The following is a 17,662-nucleotide window of genomic DNA, read 5'->3' as shown; positions in this document are numbered from 1 at the left end:
GGATGTTGTGGCGCTTACACGACGCCGCACAGCGCGGCGTTGCGCTTCAGCCAGACATGGCCGCGCTGCCAGTCCGGATACAGTCGGGCGACTTCGGCCCAGAAGCGCGGCGAATGGTTCATTTCCAGCAGATGGGCCAGTTCGTGCGCCATCACGTAGTCGATGGCGTAATCGGGCGCCATGACCAGCCGCCAGGCGAGATTGACCGTCCCGCGCGAGGTGCAGCTGCCCCAGCGCTTGCGCGCCGACGACAGTTTCAGCGCCCGGGGCGCCCGCAGCCAGTGGCCGGAAAACGCCTGCAGCCGGGCCGGAAAATCGGCGGCGGCTTCGGCGCGCAGCGCGCGGGCAATCAGCGGCTGTGCCGCTTCCCAGTCGGCGGCGCCGACCACCACGCACTGGCCATCGCGAAACAGCGCGCGGCGCGGGCTGCCGGGAATGAAATGCAGCGCATGCCCGATGCCACGCAGCAGCACACTGTGCGGCGTGGCCAGCCTGGCGGCGTCGCGGGCCATGACTTCGGCCTGCTTGCGCCGGATCCAGTCGGCCTTTTCGCGCACGAAGCCTTCGATGCGTTCGCGCGGCAGGGTCAGCGGCGCACGCGCCTCGACCCCCTGCCCGGTCACGTGCAGCGCCAGCGTCCGCCGCGCGCTGCGCACGACTGCCAGTTGCAGCGGTTCGCGGTCAGCCAGCGAGACGTGCCAGACGACGGGCACGGTCTTCGGGACTCGCGCACGGGCCGACGCCGCTGATTTCGGCTTGGCGGGCTTCAATCCATTCCTCCACTTGACGCATCATCGCTTCCGGTCCGCCAGCATCCGCCGCCATCACCGGCTTGCCGATGACCACGGTAATCTCGCCCGGGTACTTGAAGAAGCTGTTGCGCGGCCAGAATTCGCCGGAGTTCAGCGCCACCGGCACCAGCGGCACACCGATGTCGCGGGCCAGCCGCGCGCCACCGAGCTTGTACTTGCCGCGCTTGCCCGGCGCGGTGCGCGTACCCTCGGGGAAGATGGTGATCCAGAAGCCGTCGCGAATCCGCTGCTCGCCCTGCTCGATCAGTTGCCGGTTGGCCTGCATGCGATTGCGGCGATCGATCATGATCGCGCACGCCGCCGCCAGACCCCAGCCAAAGAACGGGATCCACAGCAGTTCACGCTTGGCGACGAACACCTGATGCGGAAAGATCGATTGCAGTGCCAGGGTTTCCCAGCCGGACTGGTGCTTGCTGGAAATGATCGACGGCGTATCGGGGATGTTCTCCCGACCGATCACCTTGTACTTGAGACCGACCAGGTGTTCCAGCGCCCACATCAGCACCAGCGCCCACGAGGCGATGACCCGCTGGCGGAAGCGACGCGGCGCCGGCAGCAGCAGCAGGCCAATGATCGAGTAAGGCGGCATGCTGATGCACAGCACCAGCCAGTAAAGCAGATTTCGGAATATGAGCATGAGTCTTCAGGAAACGTGGGCTATCAGCCATTCGGCGGCGACAAGCAGGTTGTCGAACACCTCGGTGCGCGGCGGCAGATCGCCGGCCTTCTCCGTCTGCCGCCCCTTGCCGGTGCGGACCAGGATCGCCTTGCCGCCGGCGGTGTCGATCGCCTGCAGGTCGCGCAGGCTGTCGCCGATCAGCCACAGGCTTTCCGGCTTGACGCCGAAGCGCTCGGCAATGTCCAGCACCATGCCCGGGGCCGGCTTGCGGCAACTGCAATGGGCCTCGGGCTTGTGCGGACAGAAGAATACCGCGTCGATGCGGCCGCCGGCCTTGCCGACCAGGTGGTGCATCTTGTCATGCATGGCGTTCAGCGCATGCATGTCGAACAGCCCGCGCCCGAGCCCGGACTGGTTGGTCGCCACGACCACGCGCCAACCGGCCTGGGACAGCAGGGCAATCCCGTCCAGTGCACCGTCGATCGGCACCCACTCGAGGCTGTTCTTGACGAAATCGTCGCGATCCTGGTTGATCACACCGTCCCGGTCGAGGATGACGAGTTTCATGGGGCTGGCACCGTGATGGGACAATGGACGTCCTTGTGACGGGCGTGGGTCATTCCGCCAGCAGCGAAATGTCGGCCACGCGATTGAACAGACCGGCAAGTTTGCCGAGCAGGGCGAGTCGGTTGCGACGCACGGCGGCATCGTCGGCCATCACCATCACGCCGTCGAAGAACGCGTCCACCGGCGCCTTCAGCGCCGCCAGGCGCGACAGCGCAGCTGTGTAGTCACGACCGGTGCAGGCGGCATCGACATCGGGCAGTACGGCGTCGATGGCGGCAGCCAGCGCGCGCTCGGCCTCCTCGGCAAAGCGTGCCGGGTCGATGGCAGTCGGCACCTCGCCGTCCACCTTCTTCAGGATGTTCTTGACCCGCTTGTTGGCGGCGGCCAGTGCGGCGGCTTCCGGCAGCGCGCGGAACGCGGACACCGCTGCCAGCACGGCGCGGATTTCGTCCAGCCGGGTCGGCGCCAGCGCCAGCACGGCGTCGACTTCGTCGGCGCGGATGTCGGCGTCGGCGGTCAGCAGGTTCTTCAGCCGTTCGAGCATGAAGCCGTACAGGGCGTCGGCAGTGCCGTCGGCCAGCGTGCCGGCCGGGAAGGCGGCGACGGCCCGTTCCAGCAGTGCGCGCAGGTCCAGTGGCTGTTCCATCAGCATGCGCAGCACGCCGAGGGCGTGCCGGCGCAGGCCGAACGGGTCCTTGTCGCCGGTCGGGATCAGGCCGATGCCCCAGATGCCGGTCAGGATTTCCAGCTTGTCGGCCAGGGCGACGGCGGTCGCGATCGCGCCTTCCGGCAGCGAATCACCGGCAAAGCGCGGGTGGTAATGGCCTTCGATGGCGGCAGCGACCTCGGCCGGCTCGCCATCCAGGCGGGCGTAATAGGTGCCCATCACGCCCTGCAGTTCCGGGAATTCACCGACCATGTCGGTCAGCAGGTCGGCCTTGGCCAGCCGGGCGGCGCGGCGCGCCAGCGCGGCGTCGGCCCCCAGTTGCGCGGCCACTTCGCCGGACAGGCGTTCGAGGCGTTCGACGCGTTCGAGCTGGCTGCCGAGCTTGTTGTGGTAGACCACATCGGCCAGACGCGGAATGCGCGCTTCCAGCGGCTGCTTCTGGTCCTGTTCATAGAAGAACTTGGCATCGGACAACCGTGCGCGCAGCACGCGTTCGTTGCCGCGGATGATGTGGGTCGGATCGGCGGTTTCCAGATTGGACACCAGCAGGAAGCGGTTCATCAGCTTGCCGGCGGCGTCCAGCAGCGGGAAGTATTTCTGGTTCTGCTGCATGGTCAGGATCAGGCATTCCTGCGGCACCTTGAGGAACTCGGCCTCGAAACCGGCTTCCAGCACCACCGGCCATTCGACCAGCGCCGTCACTTCGTCCAGCAGCGCGTCATCGGCCGCCAGCGTGGCGCCGAGTGCCGCGGCACGGTCGGCCAGGTGCTTGTCGATCAGCGCGTGGCGGGCTTCGAAGCTCGCCACCACTTTGCCCTGTTCGTACAGCGTACGCGCGTAGGCGTCGGCGGACGGAATGGCAATGTCGCCGGCGGACAGGAAGCGGTGACCGCCGGTCACCCGGCCGGACTTCAGGCCGAGGACTTCGCCATCGATCACGCGATCGCCATGCATCATGATCAGCGCATGCACCGGACGCACGAAGGTGACGTCGCTGTCGCCCCAGTGCATCAGTTTCGGGATCGGCAGCTTGCGCAGCGCTTCCTGCACCGCAGCCGGCAGCACCTGGTCGAGCCGGGCGCCGGTGGCGGTGTAGGTGTAGAAGAAGGTTTCACTCTTGCCGTCCTGGCGACGCTCGAACTTCGCCACCGCGTCGAGCGGGATAGAACGGGCTTCGAGCTTCTTCACCAGCGCCGGGCTCGGCTCGCCGGCAGCATTCAGCGCCACGCCGACCGGCATGATCTTTTCGGTGACATCGTGGTCCGGCGCCTGGGCCAGCACCGGGGAGATGGTCACGCCCAGCCGGCGCGGGCTGGCAAACGGGTGGACGACGGCGGCATCGTCGATCAGACCGGCGCGCGCGAGTTCGGCGCGGACGGTGTCGGCAAAACGCTCGCCCAGCTTTTTGAGCGCCTTCGGCGGCAGCTCTTCGGTAAACAGTTCTACGAGCAGGGTGGTCATGGCAGTTTATTCGGTCTTGTAGGCAGGGTGGCGGACGGTCTGGCAGGCGATATCCAGCATGCTGGCGCCCATCGAACCCTCCTCCACTGCTTGGAAACGCCACAGGTGCGGCGGCAGCGGGAAGGTCGTCGCCCAGACGAGCTTCCCGTTGCGATCCAGGTAATCGGAAGAAACAAGGGCATAACGGTCGTTTGCGCAGTCCACCACCACGGTATTGGTCCGGACGAAATAGTGCACCTTCAGCGTCGGCTCGGTCTTCTGGTCGGCGAAGGTTTCACGATGACGGAACTGCAGCAGCCCGCCGTCGACCCAGCGGAACGACGCACGGTCGATGGCCAGTTGCAGCTTGGTTCCGTTCTGGTAGGTCATCCACACCGGCGTCGGCGTGGGGGCCCGGGCGGAAACCGGGGCGGCGTGCGCCGACGACAGCAGGACGGCGGACAGGACGGCGGAAACGACGGTTTTCCTCATCTAGCGACTCACGATCCGGTTTGGCACATCGGGAAGCCCAGGGCTTCGCGACTGTCGTGGTAGGCCTGGGCCACCAGCCGCGCCAGCGCGCGGATGCGGCCGATATAGGCGGCACGCTCGGTCACCGAGATTGCACCGCGTGCATCGAGCAGGTTGAACGCGTGTGCCGCCTTCAGAATCATTTCGTAGCCGGGAATCGCCAGCCCGGTATCGAGCAGGCGGCGGGCCTCGCTCTCGAACTGGTTGAACTGGCCGAACAGGAACGGCACGTTCGAATGCTCGAAGTTGTAGGTCGACTGCTCGACCTCGTTCTGGTGGTACACGTCACCATAGGTCAGCGTGCGGCCTTCCGGGGTCACGGTCCAGACCAGGTCGTAGACGTTTTCCACCCCTTGCAGGTACATCGCCAGCCGCTCGATCCCGTAGGTGATCTCGCCGAGCACCGGCTTGCAGTCGAGGCCGCCGACCTGCTGGAAATAGGTGAACTGGGTCACTTCCATGCCGTTGAGCCAGATTTCCCAGCCCAGGCCCCAGGCGCCGAGGGTCGGGTTTTCCCAGTCGTCCTCGACGAAGCGGATATCGTGCACGGTCGGGTCGATCCCCAGTTCGCGCAGGCTGCCGAGGTACAGTTCCTGGATATTGTCCGGGCTTGGCTTCAGTACGACCTGGAACTGGTAATAGTGCTGCAGGCGATTGGGGTTTTCGCCATAGCGGCCATCCTTCGGCCGGCGCGACGGTTGCACATAGGCCGCATGCCACGGTTCCGGGCCGATGGCGCGCAGGAAAGTCGCGGTATGGCTGGTGCCCGCGCCCATTTCCATATCGTACGGCTGGAGCAGCGCACAGCCCTGGCGACCCCAGTAGGTCTGGAGCTTGAGGATGATGTCCTGAAAAGTCAGCATGACAGCGTGGATCCGGCAATAAATTAGCGGTGGATTCTACTCGTTAAGCCCTTGTCGAATCAAAGGCAGCCCATTTGCTACAGGCCCAGCTCGCCGCACACCCGGTCCAGACGCTCGCGCAGTCCGGCGACCTCCTCCTCCAGCTGTTCGACCCGCGCCTGCAGCGCCGCATCGCTGCGGGGTGCCGGTCGCGTGTCGGCGGCCGGGGCCAGCAGCTCCGGCCCGGGCTCGCCGCACAGCAGGTGCATCCAGCGGTTTTCCCGGCTGCCGGGGGCCTTGGGCAGCATGCAGACCAGCGCGCCGTCGCCGCGCTCGGACAGCTCGTCGAGAAAAGCCTCGACGGCCGACACGTCGGCAAAACGGTGCAGCCGCTCGCAGTTCGCGCGCAGCTCGGCGGCCGTCTGCGGACCGCGCAGCATCAGCGTGGACAGAATGGCGACCGACTGGGTCGGCACCGACAGCACGCGTTCGGTGTTGTGTGCGTAGCGGATCACGCGTCCGCCGGAAGATTCGATGACGAAAGAATGGCTGCGCAGCGCATCCAGCGCGGCCAGCACATCGGACTCGCCGGCGCTCATCACCGGGTCGCGGCTGGTCTTCTGATTGCAGCCGGCAAGCAGCGCATTCAGCGACAGCGGGTAGGTATCGGGCACGGTGCGCTGTTTTTCCACCAGCACACCGAGAATGCGCGCTTCAAGCGCGGACAGAACGGGAACGGACATGGGCAAACGATACAGGGGTCATGGCAATGTCCTTTATACCGTTAACCGCGCCGCCGCGCACGGGGCAAGCGCGCCTTCAGGCGCCGGTCCGGTCGCCGGCCAGCCGCCGGGCCAGGCGCTCGCCCTTTTCCAGGCAGTCGGCCATCGACACGCCGTCATGCCAGTTCGCGCAGACGTGCAGCCGTTCGCCTGCCAGCACGCTGGCGGCATGGGCGATCGGCAATGCGCGCTCGTCGTACTGCGGCAAGGCCTCCGCCCAGCGTGTCAGCCGCTGCCGCAGCGGTGCGGCCCGGGTCCGGCAAGTGCGCGCCAGCTCATCATTGACCCCGGCCAGCAGGGCCTGGTCATCGACGGCGTAGCGGTCGACGAACTGCATGCCGCCGACAAAACTGGTCAGCAGGGTTTCTTCCGCCGGCACGCAGTCGGGGAACAGGGAGCCGGACCAGATGGCACCGGCGGCGAACGGCCGCTCGGCACGCGGATGCAGCGCGCCGAAGCCGTCCAGCGCATGGCCAACGTCGGTGCGGCGGAACACCGTGTGCACCACCGCCATCGGCGCATAGCCAAGGCCGGCCAGATCCTGCGCCTGGCGCGGCAGCCACGGTTCGACCAGCGCCGCAGCGGCCGGCGCCGGCAGCGCCAGCACCACGGCGTCGGCCGCGATCGGCCCGGCGGCCGTCACGACCGTCCAGCCGCCGTCACCCCGTTCCAGCCCGAGTGCCGGGCACGACAGTCGCACGTCCAGCCCGGCGGCCAGCGCGCGCGGCAGGCTTTCCAGTCCGTGCCGCAGCGTGAAGCTGTCGCGGCGACGCAGGGTGTGCATGCGCTTGAGCATGCCCAGCAGGATGGAACCGGCATCACGCTCGGCGTCATAGATCGCGGGCAGGGTCAGCGAGGCCAGCAGGTGTTCGGGATCGCCGGCAAACACACCGCCGATAAACGGGTCGATCAGCCGCTCGACCATCTCCTGGCCCAGCCGGCGGCGAAAGAATGCCGCTACCGTTTCCGGCGTCTGCCGCGGCCGGTTGCGGCGGAACGGTTCGGTCAGCAGCCGCCACTTGCTGCGGGCGCTGAAGGCGCCCCCGCACAGAAAGGCCAGCGGCCCGCCCGGCAAGGTGCGGTATTCGCCACCACGCAGCACATGACGATGGCGCGCCACATCGGCAACCGGGACGATGTCACCGTCCAGTCCGAGGCGGGCAAGCAGTGCGCGATGGCCATCATGGGCATACAGGGTGTTCGGGCCGAGTTCCAGACGACAACCGGCCTCCTCGACCGTCCTGACCTTGCCGCCGACGCGGTCCCCCGCTTCGAGCACGACCACCTCGACGCCGGCTTCGCGCAGATGCCACGCGCACGACAGACCCGACAACCCGGCACCGATCACGACGATCATGCGCGTTTCCCCCACCCCATGGATACAGCCCCCGTCAATGCGACAACGTCACCAGTATAGTGAGACGTTCCGCGCCGCCGGTTGACTGTCGACAAGGCGGGGCCCGGCGGACTCAGGCGCCGGACGGCGGAACCGGCGCTACCTTGCCAATGCCCGGTGCCGTTTTCAGCGGTGCGCCGTACTTGAAGATTTTCAGCTCGTTGGCCTCGAACGGGGTCCAGACCTCGTTGTCGGTCAGCGGCTGGGTGGCGATCACGGCCACTCGGTCGTTCGACGTGGTCAGATCGGCAAAATCGACACTGACGTCCTCGTCGACCAGGTGGGCGGTCGTGAACGGCGCCTGGCGCACGATGTAGTACAGGCTGGTCGAGCAGTGCGCGAGCATGAACTTGCCGTTCGACAGGATGAAGTTGAACGTGCCATGGCTGCGGATCCAGGCCACGGTCTCGCTGACCAGCCGGTACAGCTCGACGAACGGCGGTTCGTGGTCGAAGCGCTGGCGCAGCGTGTCGAGCAGGAAGCAGAACGCGCGTTCGGAGTCGGTGCAGCCGACGGGACGGTAGTGGCGCCCTTCCGGCGGCGCAAAGCCGTCCAGATTGCCGTTATGGGCGAACACCCAGTAGCGCCCCCACATCTCGCGCTGGAACGGGTGGGTATTCGCCAGCGACACGCCGCCCTGGGTCGCCTTGCGGATGTGGGCGATGACATTTTCGCTCTTCAGCGGATAATCGCGGATGAAATCGGCCACCTGCGATTGCGCCGACGGTTCGACATCGAGAAACACCCGGGCGCCGGCCCCCTCGAAAAAGGCGATGCCGAAGCCGTCCGCATGATGGTCGGTCAGTCCGCCGCGACGGCGGAAACCCTCGAATGAAAAGACGATGTCGGTCGGTGTATTGCAGTTCATGCCCAGAAGCTGGCACATCGGTGTGGATTCCCTGGTCTGGAGCGACGCGGGCGACCAAAGGCGGGCCCGCGCTTGCGTTTTCGGTGTACGGACCCAATCTTACCGCCTTTGCTGATGCCGGAAAGCCTGTCATGACAACCATAGTGGTGGTGAAGAAAGGCGACGAGGTGGCAATTGCCGCCGATTGCCAGTCCACCTTCGGCGACACCCGCCTGTCCGCCGTTCACGATGCCCGTTACAACAAGATCTTCCAGCTCGACGACAGCTATATCGCCATCGCCGGCTCGGCCGCGCACGACCTGGTGCTCCAGTCGGCGCTGGCCCGCCTCAAGCACCGCGATCTGTCCAGCCGCCCGGCGATCTTCGAGACCTTCCGCAAGCTGCATCCGAAGCTGAAAGACGACTTTTTCCTCAAGACCGAGGAAGAGGAGGACGACCCGTACGAGTCGAGCCAGATGACCGTGCTGATTGCCAATCCGCACGGGATCTTCGCCATCTACTCGATGCGTGAAGTCTATGAATACAACCGCTACTGGGCCATCGGCTCGGGGCGCGATTTTGCCATCGGCGCCATGTACGCCGGCTTCGACAGCGCCAGCGGTGCCGCCGATCTCGCCCAGCTCGGCGTCAGGGCCGGCTGCGAATTCGACGTCGGCTCGGCACTGCCGATGACCCTCTATACCGCCCGGCTGAGCACCGGTACCGACACCGAAACGGAGACGATTCCGACATGAAAAAAGACACGCTGCAACGCTTCCTGTTCGACGAGGCACCGGTCCGGGGCGCACTGGTGCGCCTGGACGACAGCTGGCGCGAGATCAACGCCCGCCACGACTACCCGCCGGTGCTGCGCGACCGCCTGGGCGAACTGGCCGCCGCCGGCATCCTGCTGGCCGCCAACCTGAAATTCGACGGCCAGCTGATCCTGCAGATCCAGGGTCAGGGAGCACTGCGACTGCTGGTGGTGGAAGTCAATGCGGCCTCGCGCACCCTGCGCGCGACCGCACGCTGGGATGGCGAGTTGCCGGCCGATGCCGACCTCGCCACCCTGACCGGCCAGGGGCAGTGCGTGATCACCCTCGATCCGAAACAGGCCGGCGCCGAGCCTTACCAGGGCATTGTCGCACTGGAAGGCGGCAGCGTCGCCAGCCTGCTGACGCACTACATGGAACGCTCGGAACAGCTCGACACGCTGATCATGCTGGCCGCCGACGGTGATTGCGCCGCCGGCATGCTGCTGCAGAAACTGCCGGGCAGCAGCGGTGACGAGGATGACTGGCCGCGTGCGCGCGAACTGGCCGCCACGCTGAAACAGGAAGAACTGCTGACGCTGTCGGCCGATGACATCCTGTATCGCCTGTTCCACCAGGAAGTCATCCGCGCCTTCGACGCCGAAAGCGTGGCCTTCCAGTGCAGCTGCAGTCGCGAGCGCGTCGGCGGCATGCTGCGCATGATCGGCCGCGACGAGGTCGAGAGCATCCTGTCCGAACAGGGCAGCGTCGAGATCGCCTGCGAATTCTGTCAGCAGAAATACGTGTTCGACGAAGACGATGCCGCCGAGCTGTTCGCCGGTCCGCAGGACCCGATCGAGCCGGCCAGCCCGACCCGGCACTGAGCAGACTGCAGGCAAAGGTGGGCACCGACGGTTGCAGTGGCGTCGGTGCACGCCCGACTGACAGAATCCGTCATGGGCACGGCAGTCTGCCCGATTGAGCCCTGCCCCTTCCGTCCCCGCCGCCGCGGGGAAACCTCGCTTCGCTCGTCCGGTCTTCTCAGGCAAGGCTTGATGGTCAGTCCAGAACGCCCCTGTTCATCACGGGGGCGTCTGTTCATGCACCGGTCACGACGCGGTCAGTACACCACCCGGCAGCGGATGGTGCCCGGCACCGCCGACAGCGCCTCGACCGCCGCTTCCGGCGCCGGGCTGTCGGTGTCGATCACGACATAGCCGAGCGTCGGCGTGGTTTGCAGGTACTGGGCCGAGATATTGATGCCCAGCCGGCCGAAGGTCTCGTTGATGGCGGCCAGCACGCCGGGCTGGTTCTCGTGGATATGCAGCAGCCGCGCGGTGCCCGGGTGCGCCGGCAGCGATGCCTCCGGGAAGTTCACCGCGCTCAGCGTCGAGCCGTTGTTCGAGTAGCGGATCAGCTTGGCAGCAACTTCGGCGCCGATATTGGCCTGCGCCTCGACCGTGCTGCCGCCGATATGCGGAGTCAGGATCACGTTGTCGAGTCCGCGCAGCGGGCTGAGGAATTCGTCGTCATTGCCCTTCGGCTCGGCCGGGAACACATCAATCGCCGCACCGGACAGGTGACCGGCATTCAGTGCCGCCGCCAGCGCATCGATGTCGACTACCGTGCCGCGCGAGGCATTGATCAGCTTGGCGCCGGCCTTCATCGCCGCCAGTTCGGCCGCACCGATCATGTTCTGCGTTTCGCGGGTTTCCGGCACGTGCAGCGTGACCACGTCGGCCGCCGCCAGCAGTGCCGCCAGCGATGCGGCCGGCTGCGCATTGCCCAGCGGCAGCTTGGTTTCGACATCATGGTAGATCACCCGCATGCCGAGACTCTCGGCCAGGATGCCGGTCTGGGTGCCGATATGGCCGTAGCCGATGATGCCCAGCGTCTTGCCGCGCACCTCGTAACTGCCATCGGCCGATTTCAGCCAGCCGCCGCGATGCGCCAGCGCGCTGCGCTCGGGAATGCCGCGCATCAGCATGATGGTTTCCGCGATCACCAGTTCCGCCACCGAGCGGGTGTTGGAGAACGGGGCATTGAACACCGGGACACCACGCCGGGCGGCGGCGTCCAGATCGACCTGGTTGGTGCCGATGCAGAAGCAGCCAACCGCCATCAGCTTTTTCGCCGAACCGAAAACGGCGTCGGTCAGCTGGGTACGCGAACGGATGCCGACCATGTGTGCATCGGCGACCGCTTCCGCCAGCGCGTCGCCGGACAGCGACTTGGCATGACGCACGATATTGGTGTAGCCATCCGCCAGCAGCGCGTCGACCGCGTTCTGGTGCACGCCTTCGAGCAGGACGATGCGGATCTTGTCTTTGTCGAGCGAATATCTGGCCATGACGCATGAACTCCTGTGCAATGAATTCCGACTGATTTACTCGGGATTATAGGCATGCGGCAGCCACGCCCGGCAAGCTTCGCGCGGCATCGCCGGCCGGGGGCTTTACGCCGCCCGCACCCTGCCGCTAGAATGCGCGCTCTTCTCGCCCGGCTCTGCCGGGCACCCAGTCCTGGGGGAGTAGCCGGCCCGCGGCAGCACAGCGGGGGCGCGTGTCAACAGACTTGGCCGACAGGCCGTGGCACGCGACGGAAAGCACAGACTTTTCGCGGCAAGACCCATGATCGCCGTCCGCTCTCTTTCGAGGCTCGGGCGACGCGCGATCATGGTGTCGTATCGAGCCTCGGGAAATCCACATGTCCGCATTCTTCATCTCCACCGGCGTCGTCGCGCTGGCCGAAATCGGTGACAAGACCCAGTTGCTGGCCTTGCTGCTCGCCGCCCGTTTCCGCAAACCGCTGCCTATCGTCGCCGGCATCTTTGTCGCCACCATTGTCAATCACGCCATCGCCGGCAGTCTGGGCGCGTGGCTGGTCACGCTGGTTTCCCCGGACGTCCTGCGCTGGGTACTGGTCGCGTCGTTTGTCGGCATGGCCGTCTGGATGCTGATTCCCGACAAGATCGACGAGGACGAAATCCGCATCCGTGATGGCGCCGGCGTGTTTACCGCGACCGTGATCGCCTTCTTCATGGCCGAAATGGGTGACAAGACCCAGATCGCGACGGTGATGCTGGCCGCCAAGTATGACGCGCTGTTCGCCGTCGTCGCCGGCACCACGGTCGGCATGATGCTGGCCAATGCGCCGGCGGTCTGGATCGGTCACAAGGCAGCCAATGTCCTGCCGACCCGCGCCGTGCACATCGTCTCGGCCTGTCTGTTCGCGGGACTCGGCATTGCGGCGGCCATGGGGATGGCGGCGGCCTGATCTGCTGCGGAAAAACACAAACCGGCGGAGTCATGCCGCCGGTTTGCTGTTTCACGATGACTCCCGTACCGTATTTCGCCGGGTGGTGCCAGCACTCGATACGGCAGATTTATCAATGACCTGGGCGCATCCGCTCGTGCACCATGTTCTCACCCGGTGCGGCACCGTGACATCACTGCCATTCCAGCTGATCCCCTGGACGGTCACAATATTCGGCATCCCTGTTGAATTCTCAAGCCAAGCTTAAGCGCCCAATCCATATTCATCAGCGATGCAACACAAGCGTACGTCATAAAAGGAGATCAAACCGGATGCAATACCTGAAGAATGCGTGTCAGCGCGTCGGCCAGCGCTCGAACGCCAGCGGCATGCCGTGCTGGCTGCCGTCGGTCAGTTCGATCTTGTCGACCCGGGCGTCGGCGGGACCGCTGTGCGCCCAGTTGATGAATGCCTCGACCGCTTCGGTCGCGCCGCAAACCAGCGCTTCGACCGTGCCGTCATGCCGATTGCGCACCCAGCCCGTGACACCGAGCTCGCCCGCCTGGGCCACCGCATTGTCCCGGTAGTACACCCCCTGGACCTTGCCGTGGATGCGCAGCAACTTGGAGTTCATTTTTCGATTTCCTCTGAGGTTGTCATTGGACAACCGCCAGTTGCCCCTGACCGGCAGGGTCCGGGCGCACGAAAGCCCGCCGTCGCGGAACGCGTCGACGGGCGAGACAGGGCACACAGCGGATACGGGCAGGCACGGGGCAATCTGGACAGGGCGGAGCGGAACCGGTCCGCGGACCGTCCAACGGTCATCACTGGGCGCAATTATGTCACAAAAATTGACCCAAAACCCCGGTACTACATTTCGGAACGCGACGCTGCACGATGGTTACGCGCAATGAACTCAGGGGTCCACGCGCTGGTAGCGCACTTCCAGGATCTCGATCTGCTCATCGCCGTCAGGGCCGCGAAACAGGATTTCGTCTCCCTCGCGTGCCTGGATCAGGGCCCGGGCAATCGGTGACACCCAGCTGATATGGCCGCGTGCCACGTCGATCTCGTCGACGCCGACAATGCTGACCGTCTGTTCCTGCCCGTTGCCGCGCAGCATGACGACGGTCGCGCCGAAGAAAATCTGGTCGGTCGGCTCGCGCCGTTCCGGATCGACCACCTCGGCCACTTCCAGCCGTTTGGTCAGAAAACGGATGCGACGGTCGATTTCCCGCAGCCGGCGCTTGCCATACAGGTAGTCGCCATTCTCCGAACGGTCGCCATTGCCGGCCGCCCAGTTGACGATCTGGGTGACTTCCGGCCGTTCCCGATGTACCAGGTGGTACAGCTCGTCCTTCATGCGCTGCCAGCCACCTGGCGTCATGTAATTCTTGCCCGAACGCGGCAACTGACGCTCGACCGGCAGGTCGTCGTCCTGTTCGTTGTCATCTTCCTGGGTAAAGGCTTTGTTCATGGCGGAACCCGGGGGAAAGGCCCGTGCCGTGGCGACGCGGAAAACCGCCGCCAGCGGCACGCAGGCGGCGGGACGCGCCAGTGCTTACTGTCGCGTCAACGTGTAATTCAGCTTGCTGTCGACCGGATTGCCGTCACTGTCCAGCATCTGCAAGTGCTTGCCGGCCAGCTGGAAATAGCGGCCCTGACCCGGCTTGTCGTAGTCGATCTCGATCTTGCGCGTGCCATCGACCACATTCCACTTGCCGGTCGACACGAACGGCTTGCCCTTGCCGAGATAGGTTTCGCTCAGCTGGTAGCTCATGTCGGCATTCAGCGTCAGGTCGGTGTCGATGCCGCTGCAGTCCGCGCACGGCAACTCGCCACGGAAACGGCCAACCATCGCCTGCTTCAGCACATCCACATCCACAGTATCGGCGATCTGCGCCGGCAGTGCCGCCGTATCGGCAGCCGGTTCCGCCTGCGCGGGACTGCCACCGCAGGCGACCAGCAAACCGCTAAGCAGCGAGGCCATGACGGCAACGATCCATCGGGACCGGTTCATGGGCTTGTTCCTCCAGGGATAAAGACGCAGCGCCCCCTCGCGGCGGCGCTGCAGACGATCAGGCGTCGTCGCTGGTTCCGGCCAGCGTCAGGCCGGCCCACTGCACCAGCTTGGCGACTTCCAGTTCATTGAGTTCGTAGAACTGCCCGCGCTTGAGCCGCGACGGCAGCGTGACGATGCCGAAGCGGACACGAATCAGGCGGCTGACGGTCAGGCCGAAGTGTTCGAACAGACGACGGACTTCACGATTGCGCCCTTCGCGCAGGCCGACACGGTACCAGTGGTTCGCACTTTCTTCCTTGTCGTCTTCCTCGCGGATGAACTGGAAGCGCGCCGGTCCGTCCTCGAGTTCGATGTCCCGGGTCGATTCCTTCATCTGATCCGGCGTCAGCGCGCCCAGTGTGCGCACGGCGTATTCACGATCGACTTCAAAGCTCGGGTGCGTCATCCGGTTCGCCAGCTCACCCGAGGTGGTGAAAATCAGCAGCCCGGAAGTGTTGACGTCGAGGCGGCCAACGGCGACCCACTTGCTGGAGCGCGTCTGCGGCAGACGCTCGAACACCGTGACCCGGCCTTCCGGGTCGTCACGGGTGACGATTTCGCCTTCCTGCTTGTGGTAGACAATGACGCGCGGCAGGCGGTCCGGCCAGCGGATGGCCAGTTGGCGACCATCGACGCGCACCTTGTCACCCGGCACGACGCGCGTGCCCGGTTCGGCCACTTCGCCATTCACGCTGACGCGGCCCTGGGTGATCATCTCGTCCATGTCGCGACGCGAGCCCAGCCCCATCAGTGCCAGCGCCTTCTGCAGGCGCATTTCGTGCAGCCCCTTGTTCGGGTCGATACGTGTTTCGCGCAGCTTCAGCATTTTCTGCTCAAGCTTGCCCGACAGATGGCGCTGCGGCATTTTCTTGGCACGAAGCACCGGCAGATAGCTGCCCGGGCGGCTTGCCGCCGGTCCGCCATTGCCTGCCTTCGGGCCACGATAGGCATTGCCTTCGCCACCGAACGGCCTCGGGCCGGACGGGCGACGGTCGCCACCGTCGCGCGGGCCGGACGGACGGCGGTCACCGCCATCACGCGGACCAGCATAGGCCGGGCGGTCGCCGCCCTGGCGCGGCGGACGATCGCCATACGGCTTCGGACCGCGGTTGAAATCACTGTCGCCACGTGGACCGGACGGACGGCGGTCGCCGCCGTCACGCGGGCCAGCATAGGCCGGGCGATCCCCGCCCTGACGCGGCGGACGGTCGCCATACGGCTTCGGACCGCGGTTGAAATCGCTGTCGCCACGCGGGCCGGACGGACGGCGGTCGCCGCCATCACGCGGACCAGCATAGGCCGGGCGGTCACCGCCCTGACGCGGCGGACGATCGCCATACGGCTTCGGACCCCGGCTGAAATCACTGTCGCCACGCGGGCCGGACGGACGGCGGTCGCCGCCGTCGCGCGGGCCACCATACGCCGGGCGATCCCCGCCCTGACGCGGTGCACGGTCACCGAACGGCTTCGGACCACGGCCGAAACCGCTGTCGCTGCGCGGGCCGGACGGACGGCGGTCGCCGCCGTCACGCGGAGCACCGAACGCCGGACGGTCGCCGCCCTGACGCGGCGGACGATCGCCATACGGCTTCGGACCACGGTTGAAATCACTGTCGCCACGCGGGCCGGACGGACGGCGGTCGCCGCCGTCACGCGGAGCACCGAACGCCGGACGGTCGCCGCCCTGACGCGGCGGACGATCACCATACGGCTTCGGGCCACGGCTGAAGCCGCTGTCGCTGCGCGGGCCGGACGGGCGACGGTCGCCGCCGTCACGCGGACCACCATAGGCCGGGCGGTCACCGCCCTGACGCGGCGGACGGTCGCCATACGGCTTCGGACCCCGGTTGAAATCACTGTCGCCACGCGGGCCGGACGGACGGCGGTCGCCGCCGTCACGCGGGCCACCATAGGCCGGGCGGTCACCGCCCTGACGCGGCGGACGGTCGCCATACGGCTTCGGACCACGGTTGAAATCACCATCACCGCGCGGGCCGCCATAGGCCGGGCGGTCACTGCCCTGACGCGGTGCGCGGTCGCCAAACGGCTTCGGGCCGCGGCTGAAGCCGCCCTCGCCACGCGGGCCGGACGGACGACGGTCACCGCCGTCACGCGGGCCACCGAACGCCGGACGGTCTCCCCCCTGGCGCGGGCCACCATAGGCCGGACGATCCCCGCCCTGGCGCGGCGCACGGTCGCCAAACGGCTTCGGGCCACGGCTGAAGCCGCCCTCGCCACGCGGGCCGGACGGACGACGGTCGTCATCACGCGAGCCGCCGTAGGCCGGGCGATCTCCGCCCTGGCGCGGCGCGCCACGGCCCGCTTCCCCTTCCGGGCGGCCAAACGGCTTCTGGTTGCCACCACGCGGCGCGGAGTACGGCGCCTTCGGCTGGTCGCGGTGCGTTCGCGCGGCCGGCTGGCGGGCAGTGCGCTGGTTACTGGGCTTCGGTTTCGACATCTTCTGGGCTTTCGTTCAATGCTTGCGCCGACGCGGCGTCTTTTGCGCCCGCGTCGTCATTCGGTATTTCGGGTATGACCAGCGCGCCGATATCGGCGAGCGGTGGCAGGTCCTTCAGCGACTTCATGCCGAGATCGTCGAGAAACTTGCGGGTCGTGGCGTACAGACCGGGACGTCCCGGCACGTCCTTGTGGCCGATGACTTCGATCCAACCCCGTTCGGACAGGGTCTGCATCACATGGCTGGAAACCGAGACGCCACGAATGGACTCGATGTCCCCGCGCGTCACCGGCTGCCGGTAGGCAACGATGGCGATGGTTTCCATCACCGCGCGCGAATAGCGCGGCGGTTTCTCCGGGCTCAGTCGTTCCAGGTAAGGCTTGAATTCGGCCCGGGCGCGAAAGCGCCAGCCGCTGGCCAGCTTGACGAGTTCGATGCCCCGACCCCGCCATTCGTTCTGGATTTCCTCCACCATTTCGTAGATCAGGCCCGACTGCAGCGATTCGGTGAACAGCCGCTTCAGGTCATGGACCGACAGCGGCTCGGTCGCGACCAGCAATGCGGTCTCGATCACGGTCTTCAGGTACTTCAGATCGGTCAGGGTGCTCATGCGGGCCGTCGGTTTCGCGCGA

The 17,662-nt window shown here is 66.4% G+C and carries 18 protein-coding genes and 1 riboswitch; of the genes, 3 read left to right on the top strand and 15 right to left on the bottom strand.

Annotated elements, in window-relative coordinates; translation table 11 throughout:
- Positions 1–14: 14 nt before the first annotated feature.
- From DFO50_RS08070 to DFO50_RS08030, 9 genes are all read right to left on the bottom strand, one after another.
- Positions 15–713, bottom strand: a complete 699-nt coding sequence (locus DFO50_RS08070) for a M48 family metallopeptidase (protein ID WP_158537419.1) — start codon at positions 711–713, stop codon at positions 15–17.
- Positions 682–1,449, bottom strand: coding sequence for a 1-acyl-sn-glycerol-3-phosphate acyltransferase (locus tag DFO50_RS08065; protein ID WP_028500559.1), 768 nt, complete (start codon positions 1,447–1,449; stop codon positions 682–684). Before DFO50_RS08065 ends, DFO50_RS08070 begins: the two co-directional genes overlap by 32 nt.
- A 6-nt stretch (positions 1,450–1,455) precedes the next feature.
- A complete protein-coding gene (gene gmhB, locus DFO50_RS08060) occupies positions 1,456–1,998 on the bottom strand; it encodes a D-glycero-beta-D-manno-heptose 1,7-bisphosphate 7-phosphatase (RefSeq protein WP_028500558.1) in 543 nt (180 codons plus the stop codon).
- Positions 1,999–2,047: 49 nt separating this feature from the next.
- Entirely contained in the window at positions 2,048–4,126 is a 2,079-nt protein-coding gene (gene glyS, locus DFO50_RS08055; protein WP_028500557.1) for a glycine--tRNA ligase subunit beta, read from the bottom strand.
- Between the two features lie 6 nt (positions 4,127–4,132).
- On the bottom strand, positions 4,133–4,597 hold the full coding sequence (locus tag DFO50_RS08050; RefSeq protein ID WP_028500556.1) for a surface-adhesin E family protein: 465 nt from the start codon (positions 4,595–4,597) through the stop codon (positions 4,133–4,135).
- An 8-nt stretch (positions 4,598–4,605) separates the two neighbouring features.
- A complete protein-coding gene (gene glyQ / locus DFO50_RS08045; protein ID WP_028500555.1) occupies positions 4,606–5,499 on the bottom strand; it encodes a glycine--tRNA ligase subunit alpha in 894 nt (297 codons plus the stop codon).
- Between the two features lie 77 nt (positions 5,500–5,576).
- Complete coding sequence (locus DFO50_RS08040) at positions 5,577–6,221, bottom strand: YceH family protein (protein WP_112692301.1); 645 nt, start codon at positions 6,219–6,221, stop codon at positions 5,577–5,579.
- A gap of 76 nt (positions 6,222–6,297) precedes the next feature.
- Positions 6,298–7,617 (bottom strand): protoporphyrinogen oxidase, encoded by a 1,320-nt coding sequence (hemG, locus tag DFO50_RS08035; protein ID WP_112692300.1) that lies wholly within the window; start codon positions 7,615–7,617, stop codon positions 6,298–6,300.
- A gap of 112 nt (positions 7,618–7,729) precedes the next feature.
- Positions 7,730–8,542 carry a class II glutamine amidotransferase gene (locus DFO50_RS08030; RefSeq protein ID WP_051529081.1) on the bottom strand — a complete coding sequence of 271 codons (813 nt, stop codon included), beginning with the start codon at positions 8,540–8,542 and terminating at the stop codon, positions 7,730–7,732.
- Positions 8,543–8,655: 113 nt separating this feature from the next.
- Here DFO50_RS08030 and DFO50_RS08025 point away from each other — a divergent pair, with 113 nt between their 5' ends.
- Positions 8,656–9,258: an MFS transporter gene (locus DFO50_RS08025; RefSeq protein ID WP_036386978.1), complete on the top strand. Its 603-nt coding sequence runs from the start codon at positions 8,656–8,658 to the stop codon at positions 9,256–9,258.
- Positions 9,255–10,139 carry an Hsp33 family molecular chaperone HslO gene (gene hslO, locus DFO50_RS08020; protein ID WP_112692299.1) on the top strand — a complete coding sequence of 295 codons (885 nt, stop codon included), beginning with the start codon at positions 9,255–9,257 and terminating at the stop codon, positions 10,137–10,139. The genes DFO50_RS08025 and hslO overlap by 4 nt, the downstream gene beginning before the upstream one ends.
- 236 nt (positions 10,140–10,375) lie before the next feature.
- Here the strand turns inward: hslO and serA are convergent, their stop codons facing one another.
- A complete protein-coding gene (gene serA / locus DFO50_RS08015) occupies positions 10,376–11,605 on the bottom strand; it encodes a phosphoglycerate dehydrogenase (protein WP_107889551.1) in 1,230 nt (409 codons plus the stop codon).
- Between the two features lie 163 nt (positions 11,606–11,768).
- A riboswitch (yybP-ykoY riboswitch) is annotated at positions 11,769–11,873 on the top strand.
- 88 nt (positions 11,874–11,961) lie between these two features.
- Here serA and DFO50_RS08010 point away from each other — a divergent pair.
- Entirely contained in the window at positions 11,962–12,531 is a 570-nt protein-coding gene (locus tag DFO50_RS08010; RefSeq protein WP_028500550.1) for a TMEM165/GDT1 family protein, read from the top strand.
- A 334-nt stretch (positions 12,532–12,865) separates the two neighbouring features.
- Here DFO50_RS08010 and DFO50_RS08005 read toward each other — a convergent pair whose 3' ends face one another.
- The 5 genes from DFO50_RS08005 to scpB all read right to left on the bottom strand — a co-directional run bounded on the left by DFO50_RS08005 (position 12,866) and on the right by scpB (position 17,640).
- Positions 12,866–13,144, bottom strand: coding sequence for an acylphosphatase (locus tag DFO50_RS08005; protein ID WP_036386977.1), 279 nt, complete (start codon positions 13,142–13,144; stop codon positions 12,866–12,868).
- 282 nt (positions 13,145–13,426) lie between these two features.
- Positions 13,427–13,987, bottom strand: a complete 561-nt coding sequence (gene greB / locus DFO50_RS08000) for a transcription elongation factor GreB (protein WP_028500548.1) — start codon at positions 13,985–13,987, stop codon at positions 13,427–13,429.
- An 84-nt stretch (positions 13,988–14,071) separates the two neighbouring features.
- Positions 14,072–14,530 carry a copper resistance protein NlpE gene (locus DFO50_RS07995; protein ID WP_051529080.1) on the bottom strand — a complete coding sequence of 153 codons (459 nt, stop codon included), beginning with the start codon at positions 14,528–14,530 and terminating at the stop codon, positions 14,072–14,074.
- A 58-nt stretch (positions 14,531–14,588) separates the two neighbouring features.
- On the bottom strand, positions 14,589–17,030 hold the full coding sequence (locus tag DFO50_RS19355; RefSeq protein ID WP_199489774.1) for a pseudouridine synthase: 2,442 nt from the start codon (positions 17,028–17,030) through the stop codon (positions 14,589–14,591).
- A complete protein-coding gene (scpB, locus tag DFO50_RS07985) occupies positions 17,008–17,640 on the bottom strand; it encodes an SMC-Scp complex subunit ScpB (RefSeq protein ID WP_028500547.1) in 633 nt (210 codons plus the stop codon). Before scpB ends, DFO50_RS19355 begins: the two co-directional genes overlap by 23 nt.
- Between the last annotated feature and the right edge of the window lie 22 nt (positions 17,641–17,662).

It is taken from the genome of Microvirgula sp. AG722, assembly GCF_003269145.1.
In the GTDB taxonomy this organism is placed as follows: domain Bacteria; phylum Pseudomonadota; class Gammaproteobacteria; order Burkholderiales; family Aquaspirillaceae; genus Microvirgula; species Microvirgula aerodenitrificans.
This window is presented reverse-complemented; position numbering and strand designations above follow the sequence as displayed.

Coding starts and splice junctions, on each gene's coding strand:
- DFO50_RS08050 (WP_028500556.1), bottom strand. CDS start 4,597: ATGAGGAAAACCGTCGTTTCCGCCGTCCTGTCCGCCGTCCTGCTGTCG.
- DFO50_RS08010 (WP_028500550.1), top strand. CDS start 11,962: ATGTCCGCATTCTTCATCTCCACCGGCGTCGTCGCGCTGGCCGAAATC.
- scpB (WP_028500547.1), bottom strand. CDS start 17,640: ATGAGCACCCTGACCGATCTGAAGTACCTGAAGACCGTGATCGAGACC.
- gmhB (WP_028500558.1), bottom strand. CDS start 1,998: ATGAAACTCGTCATCCTCGACCGGGACGGTGTGATCAACCAGGATCGC.
- DFO50_RS08065 (WP_028500559.1), bottom strand. CDS start 1,449: ATGCTCATATTCCGAAATCTGCTTTACTGGCTGGTGCTGTGCATCAGC.
- DFO50_RS19355 (WP_199489774.1), bottom strand. CDS start 17,030: ATGTCGAAACCGAAGCCCAGTAACCAGCGCACTGCCCGCCAGCCGGCC.
- DFO50_RS07995 (WP_051529080.1), bottom strand. CDS start 14,530: ATGAACCGGTCCCGATGGATCGTTGCCGTCATGGCCTCGCTGCTTAGC.
- serA (WP_107889551.1), bottom strand. CDS start 11,605: ATGGCCAGATATTCGCTCGACAAAGACAAGATCCGCATCGTCCTGCTC.
- DFO50_RS08005 (WP_036386977.1), bottom strand. CDS start 13,144: ATGAACTCCAAGTTGCTGCGCATCCACGGCAAGGTCCAGGGGGTGTAC.
- glyQ (WP_028500555.1), bottom strand. CDS start 5,499: ATGCTGACTTTTCAGGACATCATCCTCAAGCTCCAGACCTACTGGGGT.
- hslO (WP_112692299.1), top strand. CDS start 9,255: ATGAAAAAAGACACGCTGCAACGCTTCCTGTTCGACGAGGCACCGGTC.
- DFO50_RS08025 (WP_036386978.1), top strand. CDS start 8,656: ATGACAACCATAGTGGTGGTGAAGAAAGGCGACGAGGTGGCAATTGCC.
- greB (WP_028500548.1), bottom strand. CDS start 13,987: ATGAACAAAGCCTTTACCCAGGAAGATGACAACGAACAGGACGACGAC.
- glyS (WP_028500557.1), bottom strand. CDS start 4,126: ATGACCACCCTGCTCGTAGAACTGTTTACCGAAGAGCTGCCGCCGAAG.
- DFO50_RS08040 (WP_112692301.1), bottom strand. CDS start 6,221: ATGTCCGTTCCCGTTCTGTCCGCGCTTGAAGCGCGCATTCTCGGTGTG.
- hemG (WP_112692300.1), bottom strand. CDS start 7,617: ATGATCGTCGTGATCGGTGCCGGGTTGTCGGGTCTGTCGTGCGCGTGG.
- DFO50_RS08030 (WP_051529081.1), bottom strand. CDS start 8,542: ATGTGCCAGCTTCTGGGCATGAACTGCAATACACCGACCGACATCGTC.